Genomic DNA, 18,956 nt, shown 5'->3' on the forward strand with positions numbered 1-18,956 from the left:
GCCGCCATCGAGTTCAGGGGTGTCGGCAAGTGGTTCGGCCCCTTGCATGTTCTCGACGACATCGACCTGACGGTCGAGGCGGGGGAGGTCGTGGTCGTCTGCGGGCCGTCGGGCTCGGGAAAGAGCACGCTCATCCGGTGCGTGAACCGGCTCGAGCCGATCCAGCAGGGCGAGGTCGTCGTCCACGGGCAGTCCATCACCGGCCCCGGGGTCAACCTGTCCCGGCTGCGGGCAGGGGTGGGGATGGTCTTCCAGTCCTTCAACCTGTTTCCTCACATGACCGCCATCGAGAACGTCATGCTGGCGCCGGTGAAGGTGAAGGGGTTGCCGGGGGCCGAGGCGCGGAAGATCGCGCGCGACCTGCTGGAGCGCGTGCGCATCCCGGACAAGGCCGATCACTACCCGGCCAACCTCTCCGGCGGCCAGCAGCAGCGGGTGGCCATCGCGCGGGCGCTGGCCATGCAGCCGCGCATCATGCTCTTCGACGAGCCCACCTCCGCGCTCGACCCCGAGATGATCAACGAGGTGCTGGAGGTCATGACCGACCTGGCGCGGGAGGGCATGACCATGATGGTGGTGACGCACGAGATGGGCTTTGCCCGCCGCGTCGCGCATCGGGTGGTCTTCATGGACGGTGGGCGGCTGGTGGAGGTGCAGCCGCCCGAGGCGTTCTTCGCCGCGCCCAGGTCCGATCGCGCCAAGGACTTCCTGTCCAAGATCCTCTCCCACTAAGGAGGCAGTCATGAAGAAAGTGCTCTTCCTGTTCCTGGTCGCAGGACTCGTGGCCGCGGCCACGACCCCGGCCCCGGCCGAGACGACGCTCGAGAAGATCAGCCGCACCGGGGAGCTCACCATCGGCACCCGCACGGGGTCGCCGCCCTTCGCCTACGTGAACCCCAAGAACGAGTGGGTCGGCTTCTCCATCGACCTCGTGGAGCAGCTCATCGTGCCGGCCGTCTCGAAGAAGATCGGCAAGCCGGTCAAGCTCGTGAAGAAGGAATCCACTCCGCCGACCCGCATCCCGCTGCTCTCCTCCAACGCCGTGGACCTCATCGCGGGCACCATGACGGACACGCGGACGCGGCGGGACAGCGTGGACTTCTCCCTCACCTTCTTCGTGACTGGCGCCCAGTTCCTCGTCAAGAAGGGCAGCCCCATCAAGGGCATCGGCGACATCGCCGGCAAGCGGATCGCCGCCCAGCAGGGCTCCACCAACGCCCGGATCATCCGCGAGCGGGTGCCGAGCGGTCAGCTCCGCGAGTTCCCCGACCAGCCCGCGGCCTTCCAGGCGCTACTGCAGGGCCAGGTCGACGCCTACACCAACGACGGCATCCAGCTCGCCGGGCTCAAGGTCAAGGCGCAGAACCCGGCGGACTGGGAGATCGTCGGCGACTTCTACTCCTACGAGCCCTACGGCATGGCGATGCGGAAGGGCGACTCCGACTTCCGGGCGGCCGTGAACAACGGCCTGATGGACGGGATCGAGTCGCGGAAGTTCTTCGAGATCTACGACAAGTGGTTCGGCCCCAGGGGCGAGCTGCCGTACCCGATGACCGCGGCGGTCCGCGCCTTCATGCTCTACCAGGCCATCCCGAAGTAAGCGCCAACGCCCGAGCGGCGGGGCCGGGAGGCGCTCCGAACCCAGTGACGTTCCGTGGGTGAGGGGGGCGCCCCGGCCCCCCGGCGCTGCCCTCACGGCGGCAGTTCATCGGGCATCTTCCCGTGAGCTACCAGTTCAACTGGTCGGTGCTGTGGAGCGGGCAGTCGGGGCAGTGGCTGCTCAGCGGCCTGCTCCTCACCCTCGAGCTGTCGGCCGCGGCCTGGCTGCTGGCGGTGACGCTCGGGATCGCGGCGGGCGCCCTCCGCACGATGCCCTGGAAGCCCCTGCGCGCCCTGGCGACCTTCTACGTCGAGTTCTTCAGGAACGTGCCGCTGCTGGTCTGGATGTTCTTCTGGTACTTCGGCGTGCCGCCGCTCCTGCCGCGCGGCGCGCAGGACTGGGTCTTCGCCCACGGCCTCGAGCTCTGGGCGGCGGTCTGCGCGCTGGGCGTCTACAGCGGGGCGCGCTTCTCCGAGGTCCTCCGGTCCGGCATCCAGTCCATCCCGAGGACGCTCCTCGAGGCCTCGGTGGCCTCGGGGCTCACCGTGACCCAGGCTTACCGCTACGTGCTCCTGCCCATCGCGCTGCGCATCATCATCCCCCCGGCCACCAGCGAGTCGCTGAACCTGCTCAAGAACTCCTCGGTGGCGCTCACCATCAGCGTGGCCGAGCTCACCTTCCAGACGCGGCAGATCGAGACCTACACCGCCAAGGCCATCGAGGCGCTGACGGCGGGGACTCTCATCTACCTCGTGCTCTGCGTGACCGTTGCCTCCCTGATGGGGTGGGTGGAGCGGCGGACGGCCATCCCCGGCCTCATCACGGGCGGCAGAGGGAAGCGCGGATGAGTCTCGCGCGGCGGTCGCGGGCCCGGCGCTGGCGGGCGACAGCCCGGGCAGTTCCCGAGGGCGGGCACGTACTCGATGGCGCGTGCGCCCGGCGCGGGCCAGCGACAGCCCTGCGCCCGTCCGCCCGGCGCGGGCGGGCGACAGCCCCAGGTCCCGGCGCCCGGCGCGGGCGGGCGACAGCCCGGGTGCCCGCGCCATGGTAATGCTGGATCTCGGGGTCATCTGGCGCAACCTGCCCTTCCTGCTGGTGCAGGGGTTCCTGGGCTTCGGCACTTTCGTGGGGGGGACCTTGCGGCTGGCCATCCCGGCCATCGTGCTGGGCTTCCTGCTGGGCATCTTCATCGGCCTGGGCCGGCTCGCGCCCCAGGCGTGGATCCGGCTGCCGGCCACCCTCTACGTGGAGTTCTTCCGGGGTGTGCCGCTGGTGATGGTCATCTTCTGGATGTGGTTCATCATGCCCATGGTGCTCCAGACGGCTATCCCGGAGTTCGGGGTGGCGCTGGTGGCCTTCGTGGTCTTCGAGGCCGCCTATCTCGGGGAGATCGTGCGGGCCGGCATCCAGTCGGTGCCGCGCGGGCAGGTGGAGGCGGCGACGGCGGTGGGGCTCACGGGGCCGCAGACGATGCGGCACGTCGTCCTCCCCCAGGCGCTCAAGAACATGATCCCGTCGCTGGTGACGCAGTTCATCGTCCTGTTCAAGGACACCTCCCTGGCCTCCATCATCGGCTTCATGGACCTCACCAAGGCGGCCCAGGTCGTCAACAACCGCGAGATCCGCCCCTTCGAGCTGTACCTCTTCATTGCCGTGGTGTACTGGATCTGCACCTACTCCATGTCGCGCTACGCGCGCTCCCTGGAGCACAGGCTCGGCCCAGCCTGAGGCCGTCCGGCTCGCGCCGCGCGCCCCGCCGGCTTGACAAGGTCGGGAGCGCCCCGGATAGTGCCCGCTATGGCAGACCCTGACTCCTCCGCCGCCGGGCGGCCGTCGCCATTCGCGAGGAAGCCGCCTCCGCCTCGGGACGCCGCTTCCGGGGGAACCGCATCGCCACCGCCGCTGCCCCCGCTCCCGTCCTCGGGGAGCTACCGCACCGATCCCAGCATCGTCGCCCCGCGCCGCGAGAGCCGCCGGCTCTTCTTCCACGGCAGCGGCGGCTCGCTGTTCGGGATCTTCATCGTCAACACCCTGCTCACGCTCGTCACGCTGGGCCTCTACTACTTCTGGGCGAAGGTGCGGGTGCGGACCTACGTGCTGAGCCAGTCGGAGATCGAGGGCGACCGCTTCGCCTATCACGGGACGGGGCGGGAGCTCCTCCTCGGTTTCCTCAAGGCCATCGTGTTCTTCGCGGTTCCCATCGTCGTGCTCAGCTTCGTGCGCGACGTTCTCGACGTCTGGGTGGGGCTCAAGGTGCTGGCCGGGCTGCTGGTCTATCTCCTGGTCGTCGTGTTCATCCCGGTGGCGACCGTGGGGGCCCGCCGCTATCGCCTCAGCCGCTCGTCGTGGCGGGGGATCCGCTTCTCGTTCCGGGGCCGGGCGCGGGACTTCGTGCGGATCTTCGTCGTGGGCTCCGCCGTGAGCTCGGTGACCTTCGGCCTCTACTACCCGTTCTTCGACGTCCAGCGCTACGCGTTCATGGCCGGCCAGGCGTGGTTCGGGACCCGGCAGTTCGGGTTCACCGGCGCCGGCCGGGATCTCTTCGGGCCCTTCCTTCTGGCGCTGCTGCTGACACCGTTCACGCTGGGGCTCGTCTGGTTCTGGTACCTGGCGCGCCGGCGCCGGTACCTCTGGGACCACACGACGTTCGGCGCGGCGCGCTTCCGCTGCGCGGTCACCGCGGCTCCGCTCTTCCGGTTGCTGGCCGGCAACCTCCTCCTCCTGGTGCTGACCCTGGGGCTCGGCTGGCCGTGGGCCAAGGTGCGCACGATCCGGTTCGCCTTCCGGTACCTGACGCTCGAGGGGCCGCTGGACCTCACGGCCATCCAGCAGGACGCCCGGGCCGCCTCGGCCACCGGCGAGGGGCTCGCCGGCCTTCTGGACGCGGGCGGCGGCTTTGACCTCGGGTAGCGTCAGGAGCGACTGGGAGGGCGTCTACCTCGACGGGCGGACGCCGGCCCGCCAGCCCGCCCAGATCCGGCTCATGCGAGGCGGCCTCGAGGTGACCACGGCGAGCGGCGGGACCTTCTGGTGGCCGTACGGCGAGATCCGGCAGACGCAGGGCTTCTACGAGGGAGAGCAGGTGCGCCTCGAGCGGGGCCGGGACCTCACCGAGGCCCTGCTGGTGGCCGATCCCGGATTCCTGGCGAGCCTCCACGCGATCGCGCCCGAGCCGGCCTCGCGCTTCCATCACCCGGGCCGCCGCGCGCGGCGCGTCCGGCTCACGGCGCTCGCCGCGGTGGCGGTGCTCGGCATCGGGGCCGCCCTCTACCTGTGGGGGATCCCTGCCGCGGCGCGGGTCGTGGCCGCGCGCGTGCCCGTCTCGTGGGAAGAGCGGCTCGGCCGGTCGATCGTCGAGCAGCTGGTCCCGGCGGGAAAGGCCTGCGCGGAGCCGGCGCGCCAGCGCGTGATCGACGACCTCGTCAGAACGCTCACGGCGCCGCTGCCGCGCCTCCCCTACACGTTCCGTGTCACCGTCGTGAACGACGCGACGGTGAACGCGCTCGCGGCCCCCGGTGGCTTCATCGTGCTCTTCCGGGGTCTCCTCGAGCGCACGCGCACCCCCGAGGAGCTGGCTGGCGTGCTGGCCCATGAGATCGAGCACGTGCTCCAGCGCCACGCGACGAAGGCGCTGGTGCAGCACGTCTCCACGGGGCTCCTCTTCACCGCGGTGACCGGCGACGTGAGCGGCGTCATGGCCTACGGGCTCGAGAGCGCGCGCGTGCTCGGGGCCTTGCGCTACAGCCGCGCAGCGGAGGAGGAGGCCGATGCCGAGGGGCTCCAGCTGCTCCTGGCGGCGCGCGTCGACCCCGCGGGCATGATCGCGTTCTTCGAGGGGATGGAGTCCCAGCGCGCCGCGGCCCCCGCCGTGCTCAAGTACCTCTCGACGCACCCCGCGACCGGGGATCGCCTCGCCCGGCTCCGCCAGCTGGCCCGCGGCGGGGGCCAGAGGCCCCCGGTACGGCTCCTCGAAGGCTACGAGTGGGCCGACATCCGCCGCATCTGCGGCTAGCGGCCGAGGGCCTCCAGCATCTCCTCCACGCGCGTGAACTTGACGCGCGGCCGGCCGGCGGCCTGGCCCCGGCTCACCTCCAGCTCGTTGAGCCTGAGCCAGTCCTGGAAGGAGAAGCACTTCGGCTGGCGCTCCCGGATGAGCCGCTCGGCGGCCTGCGCGGTGGGCGCGGCGGGCTGCAGCGTGAGCCCGGCCCCGAGATCCTCGAGCATGCAGGCTACCGTCTCGGCGGCGTCGGGCTTGTTGGTGCCGATCACGCCGCTCGGCCCCCGCTTGATCCAGCCCGCGGCGTACTCACCCACCACGGGCTGCTTCGTGCCGGGGTCGAGGACGCGCCCCTTCTCGTTGAGGATGACGTTCCAGGATTCGTTGAACGGCACCCCCGGCAGCGCGACGCCCCGATAGCCCACGGAGCGGAATACCAGGCCCACCGGGAGCTCCTCGACCGCGCCGGTCGGCTTCGGCTGGAGCGTGCCGGTGGCCGAGGCGTGCAGCGCGTTCCGGACGAGCCGCATCGCCCCCACCTCGCCCGCGGCGTTGCCGATGAGCTCCACCGGGGAGATCAGGAAGCGTAGCGTCAGCGTGCGCGCCTTGCCGCCGGGCTGGCGGCGCGCGAAGCCCTGGAGGATCTCGACCTTCTTGAGCGTGGCCCGATCCGGGTCGCGCTCCAGGGCGGCGCGGCTCAGGTCGTCCAGCGCCACCTCCTCCGGGCGCACCGCGATGTCGGCGTCGGCCAGTTCGCCCAGCTCCTTGATCTCGGGGTTGGTGAAGGCCGCCTGGGCCGGGCCGCGGCGCCCAAGGAGATAGACCTCCCTGATCCGGCTCTTGCGCAGCGCCTCCAGCGCGTGGTCCGCGATGTCGGTGGCCACGAGCTCCCCCGGGGTGCGGCAGAGGATCCGCGCCACGTCCACGGCCACGTTGCCGACCCCCACCACCGCCGCCCGCTCCTGTGAGAGATCGAAGTGCAGATCGCGGTAGTCGGGGTGCCCGTTGTACCAGGCCACGAACTCCGTGGCCGGGTGGCTCCCGGCAAGATCCTCGCCCGGGATCCCCATGCGCCGGTCAGTCTGGGCGCCCGTGCAGTAGACGAGCTGGTGGTAGTGCCGGCGGAGGTCGTCCACGCTGACGTGCTTGCCCAGCTCGACTCCGCCGAAGAAGCGGAAGCGCGGGTGGCCGGCGACCTTCTCGAAGGCGGCCGTCACGGACTTGATCTTCTGGTGATCCGGCGCCACCCCGGCCCGCACCAGCCCATAGGGGGTCGGCAGGCGGTCGAACGCGTCGATCCCGGCGACGAGCCCCTCCTGCTTGAGCAGCTGGTCGGCGGCGTAGAACCCCGTGGGGCCGGCGCCGACGATGGCGACACGCAGCGGCTGCGCCTCGGTTCCAGGTCGGATCATTGGAGGCCTCTCAGGTCTGTTTCGCCAGGAGCTGGGTCTGCAAGGTCTCCAGCTCTCCCTCGTACTGGTCGCGCTGCGCCTTCACCAGGTCCCCGATGGAGACGATCCCCACCAGCGCCCCCTGGTCCATCACGGGGACGTGGCGGATCCGCCGCTCGGTCATGGTGTGGGCGACGGTCTGCACGTCATCGTGCGGGGCGCCGATGATCACGTCTCGCGTCATCAGCCCGCTCACCACCAGGGCGAACACGCCCTCGTCCCGCGCCGCCCCGCGCACGATGTCGCGCTCCGAGAGGATCCCAACCGGCTGCTGGCGGCCGTCCACGACGACCAGGGCGCCGATCTTGTGCTGGACGAGGAGGCCGAGCGCCTGCCGGATGGTCTCCTCCGGCCGGATCGTGACCACCCCGCGCCCCTTCCTCGCGAGCAGGTGTGCGATGTTCATGGGAGACCCTCCTTCGGGAGCCGACAGGCCCCTTCGGTCCGATTGCCCTGGACCCCCAGATCCGGGCGCGTGCGACACACGAGTGACGATAACAAATTTCCGCCCCGCGAACATGAGCCGACCGGCTCAGGGGGGAGTTCCGGGGCCCCGCGTCATGGGGTCTCTGCCCGCAGCAGCGCCTCCTTCTGCGGGCGAGTGAGCGACTTGATCCGGCGCTCTTCTCTCAGCGCCTGGCGCCACGCGCGCACCCGGCGCGCCCAGACCAGCTCGACGGGTAGCCGCGAGCGGGTGTAGCGCGAGGCGCGCCCGTTCCGATGCTGCGCGAGCCGCCGGGCGAGGTCCTTGGCGCTGCCCGTGTAGAGGGACCCGTCCCGGCAGCGCAGGATGTAGATGCAGGGCATGCTGGCCCCGGTTGACGGCGGCGCGCGCCGGTCCGGCCTGCTCAGCCTGGGCCGGGGCCGGGGGGCTCGAGGATGCGCATCCAGAGCGCGCGGCACTCCGCGGGCAGGGAGGAGAGCCGGCTCTCGACGTCGGCCACGGTCGCCTGGAGGAGGCTCACGCCTTCGGCGGCCAGTCCTTGAAGCGCTGGCGCAGGACCTTCTTGTCGAACTTGCCCACGCTGGTCTTGGGGACGGCCTCGATGAAGGTCACCTCGTCGGGGAGCCACCACTTGGCCACGCGCGGGGCGAGGTAGTCGAGGATCTCCCGGGCGGTGAGGGAGTCCCGGTACTCGGGCTTGGGCACCACGCAGGCCAGCGGGCGCTCCTGCCAGCGCTCGTGGGGCACCGCGATGACGGCGGCCTCCAGGACCTTCGGGTGGCCCATGATGGTCGTCTCGAGGTCCACGCTGGAAATCCACTCGCCGCCGGACTTGATCAGGTCCTTCGTGCGGTCGGTGATCTGGACATACCCCTCGGCGTCGATGGTGGCCACATCTCCGGTGCGGAACCAGCCGTCGGCGGTGAACTGCGCCTCGCCGGTGGGGTGGTTGTGATAGGCGCTGACGATCCAGGGCCCGCGCACCTGGATCTCGCCCACGCTCTTGGCGTCCCAGGGCTGCTCGCGGCCGGCCTCGTCCACGATCCGGAGGTCCACGCCGGCCACGGCGTAGCCCTGCTTGGCCTTGATGGCGTAGCGCTCGGCGTCGGGGAGCGCCTCCATGTAGGACTTGAGCCGACACGTGGTCCCCAGCGGGGTCATCTCCGTCATGCCCCAGGCGTGGAGCATGTTGGCGCCGTACTTCTTGTCGAAGGTCTCCAGCAGGCTCCTCGGCGCCGCCGACCCCCCGATGGGGATGCAGCGGACGGACGAGATGTCCCACTGGGGCTCCTTCTCCAGGATCGAGTGGATCGCGATCCACACCGTGGGCACCGCGCCCACGAAGGTGACGCGCTCGTTGTGGATCATCTCGATGATGTCGCGGGGCTGGGGGTTGGGGCCGCCGAAGAACTGGGTCGAGCCGTTCAGCACCCCCGCGAAGGGCACGCACCAGGCATTGGCGTGGAACATGGGGACGATGTGGAGGATGACGTCGCGCTCCGAGATGCCGAAGGCGTCGGCCATGGACGAGGCGAAGGAGTGCAGGTAGATGGCCCGGTGCGAGTAGACGACGCCCTTGGGGTGGCCCGTGGTCCCCGAGGTGTAGCACATGCCCGCCGCATCGTTCTCGTCGAGCCGGGGCCAGTCGGTGACGGGCGTCGCCTCGCGCAGGAGCGTCTCGTAGTCCAGCGTGCCGGGGGGGAGCTCCCCGCCGGGCGTGTCCTTCATCAGGATCACGTGGCGGACGGTCCGGAGGTCCTTCCGGATTGGCTCGATGACGGGCCAGAGGCTCGCATCGGCGATCAGCACCTGGTCCTCGGCATGCGTGACGATGTAGGTGATGTCCTGGGGCGCCAGCCGCAGGTTCACGGTGTGGAGCACGGCGCCCATCATGGGCGCCGCGAAGTAGACCTCCAGGTGACGGTGGGAGTTCCACGCCAGCGTCCCGACCCGATCGCCCTTCCGCACGCCGAGCTTCGCGAGGGCCCCGGCCAGGCGCGCCGTGCGGTCGGCCCAGTCGGCGTAGCTGAGCTTCTCGAGCCCCACGCCCGGGACGCGGGTGCCGAGCACCTTCTTCGGATACACCCGGCGGGTCCGCTCGAAGAACTGGGTGAGGGTGAGCGGGTAGTCCATCATGAGACCCTTCATGGCCGGTCCTTTCTCGCGGGCTTCGGTGGTCGCGCGCTGCCGCGGGCGCCCCGCCCCATGGGCGCCCCTAAGATAGGGGCGGCGCGCAGGACTGTCAACGCGGGGCCGTCGCCTTTACCCGCCTGGGTGATTCGGGTATGGTGAGGGCGGCATGAACTCGCGCTGGGACGACGCGGCGGCCCGCGGCCTCGACGATCTCGATCTCCTCGTCTACACCTCCCGCCTCGTCGGCGCCGAGACCTCGCTGGTGGTCTGGGGCGGCGGCAACACCTCCATCAAGCGCGCCGAGCGCGACCACCGGGGGCGTGCGGCGCGCGTGCTGCGGGTCAAGGGCAGCGGGTCGGACCTCAAGAGCATCCAGCGGGAGCATTTCCCCGGCGTTCGCCTGGACGACATCCTGGCGCTCCTCGAGCGCGAGGACATGGGCGACCAGGAGATGGTGGACTATCTCCGCTTCGCCCTCCAGGAACCTGACGGCGCGCGCCCGTCCATCGAGACCTTGCTGCACGGCTTCCTGCCGGCCGAGGCGGTGATCCACACCCATGCCGACGCGATCGTCTCCCTCACCAACAACACCCGCGCCGCTGACGTCCTCCGCGCGATCTATGGTGACGAGGTGGCGGCGCTGCCGTACCGCCGGCCGGGCTTCAGGATCTCGCGCGAGGTGGCCGAGCTTCTGCAGCAGCGGCCGGGGCTCCGCGCCATCCTCCTCGAGAAGCACGGGACGATCTGCTGGGGCGCGACGCCGAAGGCGGCCTACCTGGCGACGGTGGAGCTGATCAGCCGGGCCGAGGAGGCCATCGCGCAGCAGGCCCGCGGGCGGGTCCGCTTCGGGGGGGTCGCCGTCCCCGCGCCGGCCACCGAGGAGCGGAGAGCCGTGGCGCTCGCCGCGGCGCCGCATCTGCGAGGCCTCGTGGGCCGGGAGCGCCGCGCCATCGTGCTCTTCGACGATGCGCCCGACGTCCTGGAGTTCGCCGCCTCCCGCGAGGCCCAGGCGCTCTGCAACGTGGGCCCGGCCACTCCGGACCACACGATCTACACCAAGCGGCTGCCGTGCTTCGTCCCTGTGGACCGCCCCGCCGACCCGGAGGCGGTGAAGGCGGCCCTCGGCGCCTCCGTGGAGCGCTTCGTCGCCGACTACACCGCCTACATCCGGGCGCATGACCGGGAGGGGGCGGCGGCGCTCGCGGATCCATACCCGCGCGTCGTCGTGGTGGCGGGACTCGGCATGTTCACCACGGGCAAGGACCGCCGCACCGCGGGCATCGTCAGCGACATCTATCACCACACGATCTCGGTGCTGGGGGCGGCCTCGTCCTTCGGGCCCTATGTCTCGCTCTCGGCGCAGGATGCCTTCGACGTCGAGTACTGGCCGCTCGAGCTCTACAAGCTCGCCCAGGCGCCCCCCGAGCGTGAGCTGTCGCGTCGCGTGGCGCTGGTGACGGGCGCCGCAGGCGCCATCGGGCGGGCGGTGGCGCTGCGCCTGGCCGCCGAGGGGGCGCACGTCGTGCTGGCCGACGTGGACGAGGCCGGGGCGCGCAAGGCGGCCGACGATCTCCGCACCGCCCATGGGGCGGGACGCGCCCTCGGCCTCGGCCTGGACGTGACGAGCGAGGCCTCCGTGCGCGCCGCCTTCGAGGAGACGGTGCGCGCCTATGGCGGGCTCGACATCGTCGTCTCCAACGCCGGCATCGCGCACTCGGCGCCGGTGGATCGCATGGAGCTCGGCGACTGGGAGCGCTCCTTTGCGGTGAACGCCACGGGCCACTTCCTCGTGGCGCGCGAGGGGATGCGGCTCCTCGAGGCGCAGGGGCTCGGGGGCACCTTCGTCTTCGTCGCCACGAAGAACGTGATGTCGCCCGGCAAGGACTTCGCCGCCTACTCGGCGGCCAAGGCGGCGGAGGCCCAGCTCGCCAAGGTGCTGGCCCTCGAGGGTGGCCCGCACGGCATCCGCTCGAACATCGTGAACCCCGACGCCGTGTTCCGGGAGTCGAGGCTCTGGTCCGCCGAGGTCCGCCGCGAGCGGGCGCGCGCCCAGGGCATCGCCGTGGACGAGCTGGAGGAGTTCTACCGGAAGCGCAACATCCTCGCCCGGCCCATCCTGCCCGAGGACGTGGCCGAGGCGGTGCTCTTCCTCGCCTCCGACCGCTCGGCGAAGACCACTGGCTGCACGCTCACGGTGGATGGCGGCGTCAAGGACGCCTTTCCGAGGTAGCGCGTGCCCCCCATCCGGTTCGGCGTCTCGCTGTCGCCGCAGCCGCCCGAGCGCCAGTTCGCGCTCGCCCGGCGCGCCGAGGCCCTCGGGTTCGACTCCCTGTGGACCGGCGACCACATCTCCTTCCACAGCCCGCTCTACGAGTCGCTCACGCTGCTGGCGGCTTACGCGGGCCTCACGACGCGGATCCGGCTCGGCAGCGCCGTCTACCTCCTGGCGCTGCGCCACCCCACGGTGGTGGCCAAGGTCACCTCCACGCTGGACGTGCTCTCCGCCGGACGCCTGATCTTCGGGGTGGGGGTGGGCGGGGAGAACCCGAAGGAGTTCGAGGCCTGCGGCGTGCCCTACACCGAGCGCGGGGCGCGCGTCACCGAGGGGATCGACGTGATCCGGACGCTCTGGCGCGACACCCCGGCCTCCTTCAAGGGGCGCTTCACCCAGTTCGATGCGGTGAGCATCGATCCCAAGCCGGTGCAGCAGCCGGGCCCGCCCGTCTGGATCGGCGGGCGGTCGGACGCGGCGCTGGCCCGGGCCGGACGCCAGGGCGACGGCTGGATCTCCTACGTGATCCAGGCGCCGCGCTACGCCGAGAGCCTCGGGAAGATCCGCGCCGCCGCCGAGGCGGCCGGGCGCCCGCTCGACGGCTTTGCGCCGGCCCACCTGACCTTCATCACGCTGGGGCGCGACCAGGAGGCGGCGCGTGCCCTCTGGGTGGAGCGGCTCAGCCGGCGCTACGCCCAGGACTTCGGCCCGCTGGCCGAGAAGTACGGCTTCATCGGCAGCCCCGACCGCTGTGCCGAGCGGATCGAGGCCTTCATCCGGGCGGGCTGCCGCTACTTCGTGCTGAACCCCATCTGCCGGCCGGAGGAGCAGGCCGAGATGGTCGAGGCGCTGGCGGCCGACATCGTCCCCCGCTTCACCTGATGGGGTCAGGTCTTGAATTCCGACAGTATGGGAAGAGTTGCACAAAGTGCAGGATTTCAAGACCTGACCCCGGGGGGAGGGTAGCCCGTGGCACAGAGGGCGCGACAGTGCCGGGCCGAGGTGCTGGCGGTTCGCTCGCTCACTCGCGACGTGATCGAGGTGGACCTTCGCATGGTCGAGCCCGACGCGCTCGACTTCCAGGCCGGCCAGTGGGTCTCCGTCCCCTTCGGTCCGAAGACCGTCCGAGCCTACAGTATGGCCTCGTCGCCGACACGGCGGCGGGTGATCACCCTCTCGGTGGACGTCGCGCCCGCCGGCCTGGGGTCGGAGTGGGTGCGCTCGCTCAAGCCGGGCGACCCCGTCCAGTTCAAGGGGCCCACCGGCGGCTTCGTGTTCACCCGCGCCGACCCGCGGCGCGCGCTGTTCGTCGCGGAGGAGATCGGCATCGTGCCCATCCGCTCCATCCTCAGCGAGCTCTACGAAACCGGCTACGGGCGGCCCAGCGCCCTCATCTTCTGGGCGCGCGATCCCTCGTGGCTGATCTACGACGCGGAGTTCCGCTCACTGGCCCGGCGGTACCCGTCTTTCTCCCACTTCCCCGCCGTGCGCGAGGCGCCGCCGGGCTGGCGCGGCGAGAAGGGCGAGGCCCATGAGGTGGTGGACCGGCTCGTCCACAGCGTGGACCGCTTGCTCGTCTACGTCTGCGGCGGGGAGGCGACCATCAAGCAGGTGCGCGAGGCACTGGTGCGGAAGGGGATGGACCGCAAGAGCATCCGCTGGGAGAGGTTCTGGTAGGGCGGAGGATCTCCCATGGCCGACCTGACCGGCGGACATCTGGTAGCGCGCACGCTCAAGGAGGCGGGCGTCGGGCACATCTTCACCCTCTGCGGTGGCCACATCCTGCCCATCTACGACGGCTGCGTGACGGAAGGGCTCCGGGTCGTGGACATGCGCCACGAGCAGGCGGCAGCGCATGCGGCGGATGCCTATGCGCGGCTCACGCGGAACATCGGCGTGGCGGTGGTGACGGCGGGGCCCGGCGTCACCGACGCCGTCACGGGCGTGGCCAATGCGTACTCGGCGCGGAGCCCGCTGCTACTCATCGGCGGCGCCGCCCCGCTGGGGCTTCGCGGGCTCGGCGCGCTGCAGGAAACCGAGCAGGTGGCGCTGCTCCGGCCGATCACGAAGGGCGCGTGGACCGTGCCCGAGACGCGGCAGATCCCGGAGGTGCTCACCACGGCCATCCGCAGCGCGCTCACCGGGCGGCCGGGGCCCGTCTTCGTCGAGATCCCGGTGGATCTCCTCATGACCATGATCGAGGATCGGCTGGCGCCGATCCCCACGGCGTACGTCCACCGCGAGCGCCAGGCGGCCGATCCCGACTCGATCCAGCGCTTGGTGGATCTCCTGGCCCGTGCCGAGCGTCCCGTGGTGATCGCGGGCAGCGGCGTCTACTGGGATGGCGCGGCCAAGGACCTCGCAGCCTTCGCCGAGCGCGCGGGCGTGCCGGTGTTCATGAACGGCGCGGGGCGCGGCTGCCTGCCGAGCGATCATCCGCAGGCCTTCTCCCAGGCGCGGGGGTTCGCCCTCGGCCAGGCCGACCTCGTGCTCGTCCTGGGGACGCCGCTCGATTTCCGCCTGGGCTACGGCCGGCCGCCGAGCTTCGCCGAGGCGGCGCGGGTGGTGATGGTGGACTCGGACCCGGTGGAGCTGGGCCGGAACCGCCCCCTGGCCCTCGGTCTCTGCGGCCACACCGGCCTCATTCTCCGCCAGGCGGCCGACGCCCTGCCGGCCGGACTCTCCGGCCGGGTGGAGCGGTGGCGCGAGGCCGTGAGGCGGAAGGAGACCGACAGCCAGGCAAAGCTCGCCGTGGAGCGGCAGTCGGACGGCGTCCCCATCAGCCACTACCGGATGGCCCACGAGATCGCCGCCGTGGTGGACGCGGGCACGACCGTGGTGGGAGACGGCGGGGACGTGGTGGGCTGCGCCTCGAAGATCGTGGCGCTCCGGCGCCCCGGCCAGTGGCTCGACCCGGGCCCCTTCGGCTGCCTCGGCGTCGGGCCGTCCTTCGCCATCGCCGCCAAGCTCTTGCGCCCCGACCAGCGGGTGCTCCTGATCGCGGGGGACGGCGCCTTCGGGCTCAACGGCATGGAGATGGAGACGGCCGTGCGCTTCGGCCTGCCCATCACCGTGATCGTCGGTAACGACGGCGGCTGGGGGCAGATCCGCAACCCCCAGCTCTCCTTCTTCGGCGAGGAGCGGGCCGTGGCCACCTCGCTGCCCTTCACGCGCTACGACCTGATGGTGGAGGCCCTCGGAGGCCGGGGCGCGCACCTCACCGATCCGAAGGCGGTGCGTCCGGCCCTGGAGCGCGCGCTGGCGTCGGACGAGGTCTGGTGCCTCAACGTGGTCCTGGACCCGGGGGCCTATCGCCGGACGGGCCAGGTCTCCATGGCCATTTGAAGATCGCCTTCCTGACGCCGCATCTCCGCATCGCCGGCGGTGTGCGGGCGATCCTGACCTACGCGGACCGTCTGGCCGGGCGCGGGCACGAGGTGTCGGTGCTCGTGCCGGCCGGGAGCGACGTCAAGGCCTGGTGGCGCAACCGCGGGGGTCGCGGCCCCGACTGGATGCCGGGCCTCCGCGCCCGGGTGCGCTGGGTCGGCTCATGGGAGCCCGAGCTTCTGCCGGATGGCGACGCGCTGGTCGCGACGGCCTGGCAATCGGCGCCCGCCGTGGCTGCGGCGCCGGCGCGCTGCGGCAGGAAGTTCTATCTCGTGCAGCACTACGAGAGCCTCTACCATGGTGAGCCCGCCCGCGTGGATGAGACCTATCGCCTCCCGCTCCGGAAGATCGTCATCTCCACGTGGCTGGCCGGCATCATGCGCGAGCGCTTCGGGCAGGAGGCCCCGGTGCTGGTGACGCCGGTGGACCCGGCGCTCTTCCACCCGGTGCCGCCCGAGCGGGAGGATGGGCTCCTGCGCGTGCTGATGCTCCACCACGAGTACGACTGGAAGGGCGTGCCCGAGGGGCTCGACGCCTACGCGCGGGTGAGCGCGCGGCGCGCGGAGCTGAGGCTGGTGGGGTTCGGGGTCAAGACGCCGCGCACGCCGCTGCCGTACGACGAGTTCCTCGAGAACCTCCCCCAGGAGCGCCTGGCCTGGCTCTACAGCCGCTGCCCCATCTACCTCTGCCCGTCCTGGGACGAAGGGCTCGGGATGCCGCCCATGGAGGCCATGACCTGCGGGGCGGCGCTGGTCACCTACGATAATGGCGGCTGCCGCGACTACGCCCTGGACGGCGAGACCGCGCTGGTGGTTCGCCGGCGCGACGTGGACGCGCTGGCCCGGGCGCTCGCGCGCCTGGTGGACGAGCCCGACCTCCGCGACCGGCTGGCGCGGGCAGGGCGGGCGTGGATCCGCAGCCGCTTCGACTGGGAGCGCGCCACGGCCCGCATGGAGGCGCTCTTGACTGGCGGCCTGTAGATGAGTCACTTCCTGTTCTGGCAGCGATGGCTGGTCGTCCTCAGCGTGCTCACGTCGGTGTTCGGCCTCCTGCTGGCATTCCTGAGTCGAACAGCGCTCTTCGATGTCCTGTTCAACAGGCGAGTCGACCCGGTGTTCTGGGGCGACGGGGAGCCGGCCGCGGCGGCGCTGCTGTTCCAGGGGTGGATCTATGGTGTGGTGGGAGCGACGGTCGCCGGCTGGGGGGTGATGATGGCGTTCGTCGCGTGGCACCCGTTTCGCCAGAAGCAGAGGTGGGCGTGGAACTGCCTGGCCGCGGGGATGCTCGTGTGGTTCGTCGTGGACACCTCGATCACCCTCCATTTCGGGGTCGTCTTCAACGCGGCCTTCAACACCATCCTGTTTGCCGCCGCCCTGGTTCCATTGCTCATGACCAGGAAGGAGTTCTCCGGCGAGGGCGGCGGATAGATCGGCCCTGACCCGGCCGGCCGGGAGCCAGAGCCAGGTCTTCCATATCTGGCGGTTCCAGCCCACATGACCCCCCATATGTCGAGCTTGATTACACTCAACACGTGATGTGTAATATCGGAACCCGGTAGTACAGGGCGATGCCCCATGGCCATTCCGATCGAGACCTTGCCTCCGCCAGGGCGGGGTTCCACGGAGGTCGACCTCCTGCTGGGCGCCTTCCCCCGAGGGCGGCTCAGCGAGATCGTCGGCCCCTGGTCCTCGGGTGGCGAGAGCCTGCTCCTGGCCCTGCTCGCCCGCGCCACGACCAGAGGACGGCTCGCGGCTCTCGTGGACGGGGCCGATGCCTTCGACCCGGCGGCGGCCGCGGCGGCGGGGGCGGATCTCTCCTCGTTCCTCTGGGTGCGCTGCGGGGGAGACACTCTCCGGGCGCTGAGGGCGGCCGATCTCCTGGCGCGCTGCCCGGGATTCGCCGTGGTGGCTCTCGACCTTGACGAGAGGCTGTTGAGCCGACGGCAACCCGTTCCTCCCGCCGCGTGGCGGCGGCTCCAGCGCGCGGTGGAAGGAAGCGGGGCGGCGCTGGTCCTCCGCGCCTCTCGCCATGTCGCGGGCGCCGCCGCCGGCCTCGTGCTGGAGGTGGAGCGCGGGCGAGCGCAGTGGGTCGGATCGCCGCGCCCCACGCGGCTTGCTGGCCTCCTCTCCCGGGTCCGCGTGCTCCGCTCACACGCGCCTTCTCCACTCCCGGCAGAGGGAGTGTGGACTTTCTCGTGGCGGCTATGAGGCGGATCAGCTGTCTCCTGGCCCGCGATGAGGCGCTCCCGCTCGGGGAGGCGGAACAGCGCGCCCTGCTGGAGGTGGCGCTGGCTCACTCGCCCCGGGTGGAAAGCGCGGGGCCGGGACTCGCCTATCTTGACGCCACCGGTCTCAGGGGGCTCTTCGGTGAAGAGGCCGAGATCGGCGAGCGGCTCTGTCAGGTGGCGGCCGAGCTGGGGCTCTCGGTGCGGGTCGGCATTGCCGGGAGCCGGGCCGGCGCCCTCCTGGCGGCGCGCTGGGGAGACGGCGTCGCGGTCATTCCCCCGGGCGACGAGGCCGCCTATCTCGCCCCCGCCCCGCTTGCCCTCCTCGATCTTCCGAAGGAGACGGCGCGGCTCCTGGAGCGCTGGGGGATCCGGACGCTGGGCGAGCTCAGCCGGCTCCCGACCCCGGCCCTCTTCGAGCGGCTCGGCGCCGACGGCCCGCGGCTCCAGGCGCTCGCTCGCGGAGAGGACCCGCGCCCGCTCTCCCCCTGGGCGCCTCCCCGCATGCTCGAAGAGAATGTCGAGGGCGACTGGGCGATGGACACGCTCGAGCCCATCGTCGCCCATCTTGCCGATCTCGCCGGGCGGGTATGCGCCCGTCTCTCTCGCGAGGGGCTGTCGGGCGATGCCTTCGAGTGGTCCTGCCGACTCGACGATGGGACATCCCACGACGGGCGGTTCGTCGCCGCCGTCCCCACGGCGGACCCCGGTATCGTTGTTCACCTGCTCCGCGTGGCGCTCGAGTCCCGCCCCCCCCGGGCGGCCGTCACCGGCATCACGCTCCGGGCCCAGCCGGTCCGCGTCCCCTCGGTCCAGGAGACGCTGATTGGCTCCTCCCGGTCGAGCCCCCGCGCCCTCGCCGAGACCCTCGCCCGGCTCGCCGCGCTGATGGGGCCGGAGCGCATCGGCGTCCCCGTGCTCCTCGACAGCCACCGTCCCGACGCCATGCGGCTCGAGCCGTTCCGCCTCGCCGAGGCTTCCGAGGGAGGACGAAGGGGAGGAGGAGGCGCGAGGGGGGAGAGAGAGGAGGGAGAAGGCGGCGAGGCGCGAGGGGCCGTGCTGGCACTCTGCCGCCTCCGCCCGCCCCGCCCCGCCGCGGTGAGGCTCACCGCCGGCCGCCCCGTGCATCTCCGCTCCGATCTCCTCACGGGGAGCATCGTCGCCAGCGCGGGGCCATGGCGCGCCTCGGGGGAGTGGTGGGGCGAGCGCCCCTTCTTCCAGGACGAGTGGGACGTGGAGCTCGAGGGCGGCACGCTCTGCCGGCTCAGCCATGACGGCTCCACCTGGTTCCTCGCCGGCATCTACGACTAGCGTGAGTTTACCCCGGAGCTGGTGGGCGCTTCGGGAAACGGGCTGAAATCACGCGCGATTCTCGCCCGAGGAGCGTAGTTACTACGGAGTCGGGAGCAAGTCAAAGCCCACCGCCAGCCGCCGCGCTGGCTCGGGC

At 71.4% G+C, this 18,956-nt stretch carries 18 protein-coding genes; 14 read left to right on the forward strand and 4 right to left on the reverse strand.

Going from position 1 to position 18,956, the window contains the following annotated elements; translation table 11 throughout:
* Positions 1 to 6: 6 nt before the first annotated feature.
* The 6 genes from HYV93_11695 (at position 7) to HYV93_11720 (ending at position 5,612) form a co-directional block, all read left to right on the forward strand.
* On the forward strand, positions 7 to 732 hold the full coding sequence (locus tag HYV93_11695; protein ID MBI2526637.1) for an amino acid ABC transporter ATP-binding protein: 726 nt from the start codon (positions 7 to 9) through the stop codon (positions 730 to 732).
* A gap of 10 nt (positions 733 to 742) precedes the next feature.
* On the forward strand, positions 743 to 1,600 hold the full coding sequence (locus HYV93_11700) for a transporter substrate-binding domain-containing protein (GenBank protein ID MBI2526638.1): 858 nt from the start codon (positions 743 to 745) through the stop codon (positions 1,598 to 1,600).
* A 122-nt stretch (positions 1,601 to 1,722) separates the two neighbouring features.
* Complete coding sequence (locus HYV93_11705; protein MBI2526639.1) at positions 1,723 to 2,448, forward strand: amino acid ABC transporter permease; 726 nt, start codon at positions 1,723 to 1,725, stop codon at positions 2,446 to 2,448.
* 205 nt (positions 2,449 to 2,653) lie between these two features.
* Positions 2,654 to 3,328 carry an amino acid ABC transporter permease gene (locus tag HYV93_11710; protein ID MBI2526640.1) on the forward strand — a complete coding sequence of 225 codons (675 nt, stop codon included), beginning with the start codon at positions 2,654 to 2,656 and terminating at the stop codon, positions 3,326 to 3,328.
* A 69-nt stretch (positions 3,329 to 3,397) separates the two neighbouring features.
* Positions 3,398 to 4,510, forward strand: coding sequence for a DUF898 family protein (locus HYV93_11715; GenBank protein ID MBI2526641.1), 1,113 nt, complete (start codon positions 3,398 to 3,400; stop codon positions 4,508 to 4,510).
* Positions 4,497 to 5,612 (forward strand): M48 family metallopeptidase, encoded by a 1,116-nt coding sequence (locus HYV93_11720; GenBank protein MBI2526642.1) that lies wholly within the window; start codon positions 4,497 to 4,499, stop codon positions 5,610 to 5,612. The genes HYV93_11715 and HYV93_11720 overlap by 14 nt, the downstream gene beginning before the upstream one ends.
* On the opposite strand, the gene HYV93_11725 is transcribed toward HYV93_11720, so the two are convergent.
* From HYV93_11725 to HYV93_11740, 4 genes are all read right to left on the reverse strand, one after another.
* Positions 5,609 to 7,009, reverse strand: a complete 1,401-nt coding sequence (locus HYV93_11725; protein MBI2526643.1) for an FAD-dependent oxidoreductase — start codon at positions 7,007 to 7,009, stop codon at positions 5,609 to 5,611. The genes HYV93_11720 and HYV93_11725 overlap by 4 nt on opposite strands.
* A 10-nt stretch (positions 7,010 to 7,019) precedes the next feature.
* Positions 7,020 to 7,454 (reverse strand): CBS domain-containing protein, encoded by a 435-nt coding sequence (locus HYV93_11730; GenBank protein ID MBI2526644.1) that lies wholly within the window; start codon positions 7,452 to 7,454, stop codon positions 7,020 to 7,022.
* 152 nt (positions 7,455 to 7,606) lie between these two features.
* Positions 7,607 to 7,855 carry a GIY-YIG nuclease family protein gene (locus HYV93_11735; GenBank protein ID MBI2526645.1) on the reverse strand — a complete coding sequence of 83 codons (249 nt, stop codon included), beginning with the start codon at positions 7,853 to 7,855 and terminating at the stop codon, positions 7,607 to 7,609.
* 154 nt (positions 7,856 to 8,009) lie between these two features.
* Positions 8,010 to 9,629, reverse strand: coding sequence for a long-chain fatty acid--CoA ligase (locus tag HYV93_11740; GenBank protein ID MBI2526646.1), 1,620 nt, complete (start codon positions 9,627 to 9,629; stop codon positions 8,010 to 8,012).
* A gap of 163 nt (positions 9,630 to 9,792) precedes the next feature.
* Between HYV93_11740 and rhaD the strand changes: the two genes are divergently transcribed.
* The 8 genes from rhaD to HYV93_11780 all read left to right on the forward strand — a co-directional run bounded on the left by rhaD (position 9,793) and on the right by HYV93_11780 (position 18,820).
* Positions 9,793 to 11,856, forward strand: coding sequence for a bifunctional rhamnulose-1-phosphate aldolase/short-chain dehydrogenase (gene rhaD, locus HYV93_11745; protein MBI2526647.1), 2,064 nt, complete (start codon positions 9,793 to 9,795; stop codon positions 11,854 to 11,856).
* A gap of 3 nt (positions 11,857 to 11,859) precedes the next feature.
* The gene (locus HYV93_11750) at positions 11,860 to 12,780 is read left to right on the forward strand and encodes an LLM class flavin-dependent oxidoreductase (GenBank protein ID MBI2526648.1); all 921 of its coding nucleotides are present in this window, start codon (positions 11,860 to 11,862) and stop codon (positions 12,778 to 12,780) included.
* Positions 12,781 to 12,867: 87 nt separating this feature from the next.
* Positions 12,868 to 13,575 carry a hypothetical protein gene (locus tag HYV93_11755; protein ID MBI2526649.1) on the forward strand — a complete coding sequence of 236 codons (708 nt, stop codon included), beginning with the start codon at positions 12,868 to 12,870 and terminating at the stop codon, positions 13,573 to 13,575.
* 15 nt (positions 13,576 to 13,590) lie between these two features.
* Positions 13,591 to 15,243: an acetolactate synthase gene (locus HYV93_11760; GenBank protein ID MBI2526650.1), complete on the forward strand. Its 1,653-nt coding sequence runs from the start codon at positions 13,591 to 13,593 to the stop codon at positions 15,241 to 15,243.
* Positions 15,240 to 16,265 carry a glycosyltransferase family 4 protein gene (locus tag HYV93_11765; protein MBI2526651.1) on the forward strand — a complete coding sequence of 342 codons (1,026 nt, stop codon included), beginning with the start codon at positions 15,240 to 15,242 and terminating at the stop codon, positions 16,263 to 16,265. The genes HYV93_11760 and HYV93_11765 overlap by 4 nt, the downstream gene beginning before the upstream one ends.
* Positions 16,266 to 16,712: a hypothetical protein gene (locus tag HYV93_11770; GenBank protein ID MBI2526652.1), complete on the forward strand. Its 447-nt coding sequence runs from the start codon at positions 16,266 to 16,268 to the stop codon at positions 16,710 to 16,712.
* Positions 16,713 to 16,859: 147 nt separating this feature from the next.
* Complete coding sequence (locus tag HYV93_11775) at positions 16,860 to 17,492, forward strand: hypothetical protein (protein MBI2526653.1); 633 nt, start codon at positions 16,860 to 16,862, stop codon at positions 17,490 to 17,492.
* Positions 17,489 to 18,820, forward strand: a complete 1,332-nt coding sequence (locus HYV93_11780; protein MBI2526654.1) for a hypothetical protein — start codon at positions 17,489 to 17,491, stop codon at positions 18,818 to 18,820. The genes HYV93_11775 and HYV93_11780 overlap by 4 nt, the downstream gene beginning before the upstream one ends.
* Positions 18,821 to 18,956 lie beyond the last annotated feature (136 nt).

This window comes from Candidatus Rokuibacteriota bacterium (assembly GCA_016188005.1).
Lineage (GTDB): Bacteria > Methylomirabilota > Methylomirabilia > Rokubacteriales > CSP1-6 > UBA12499.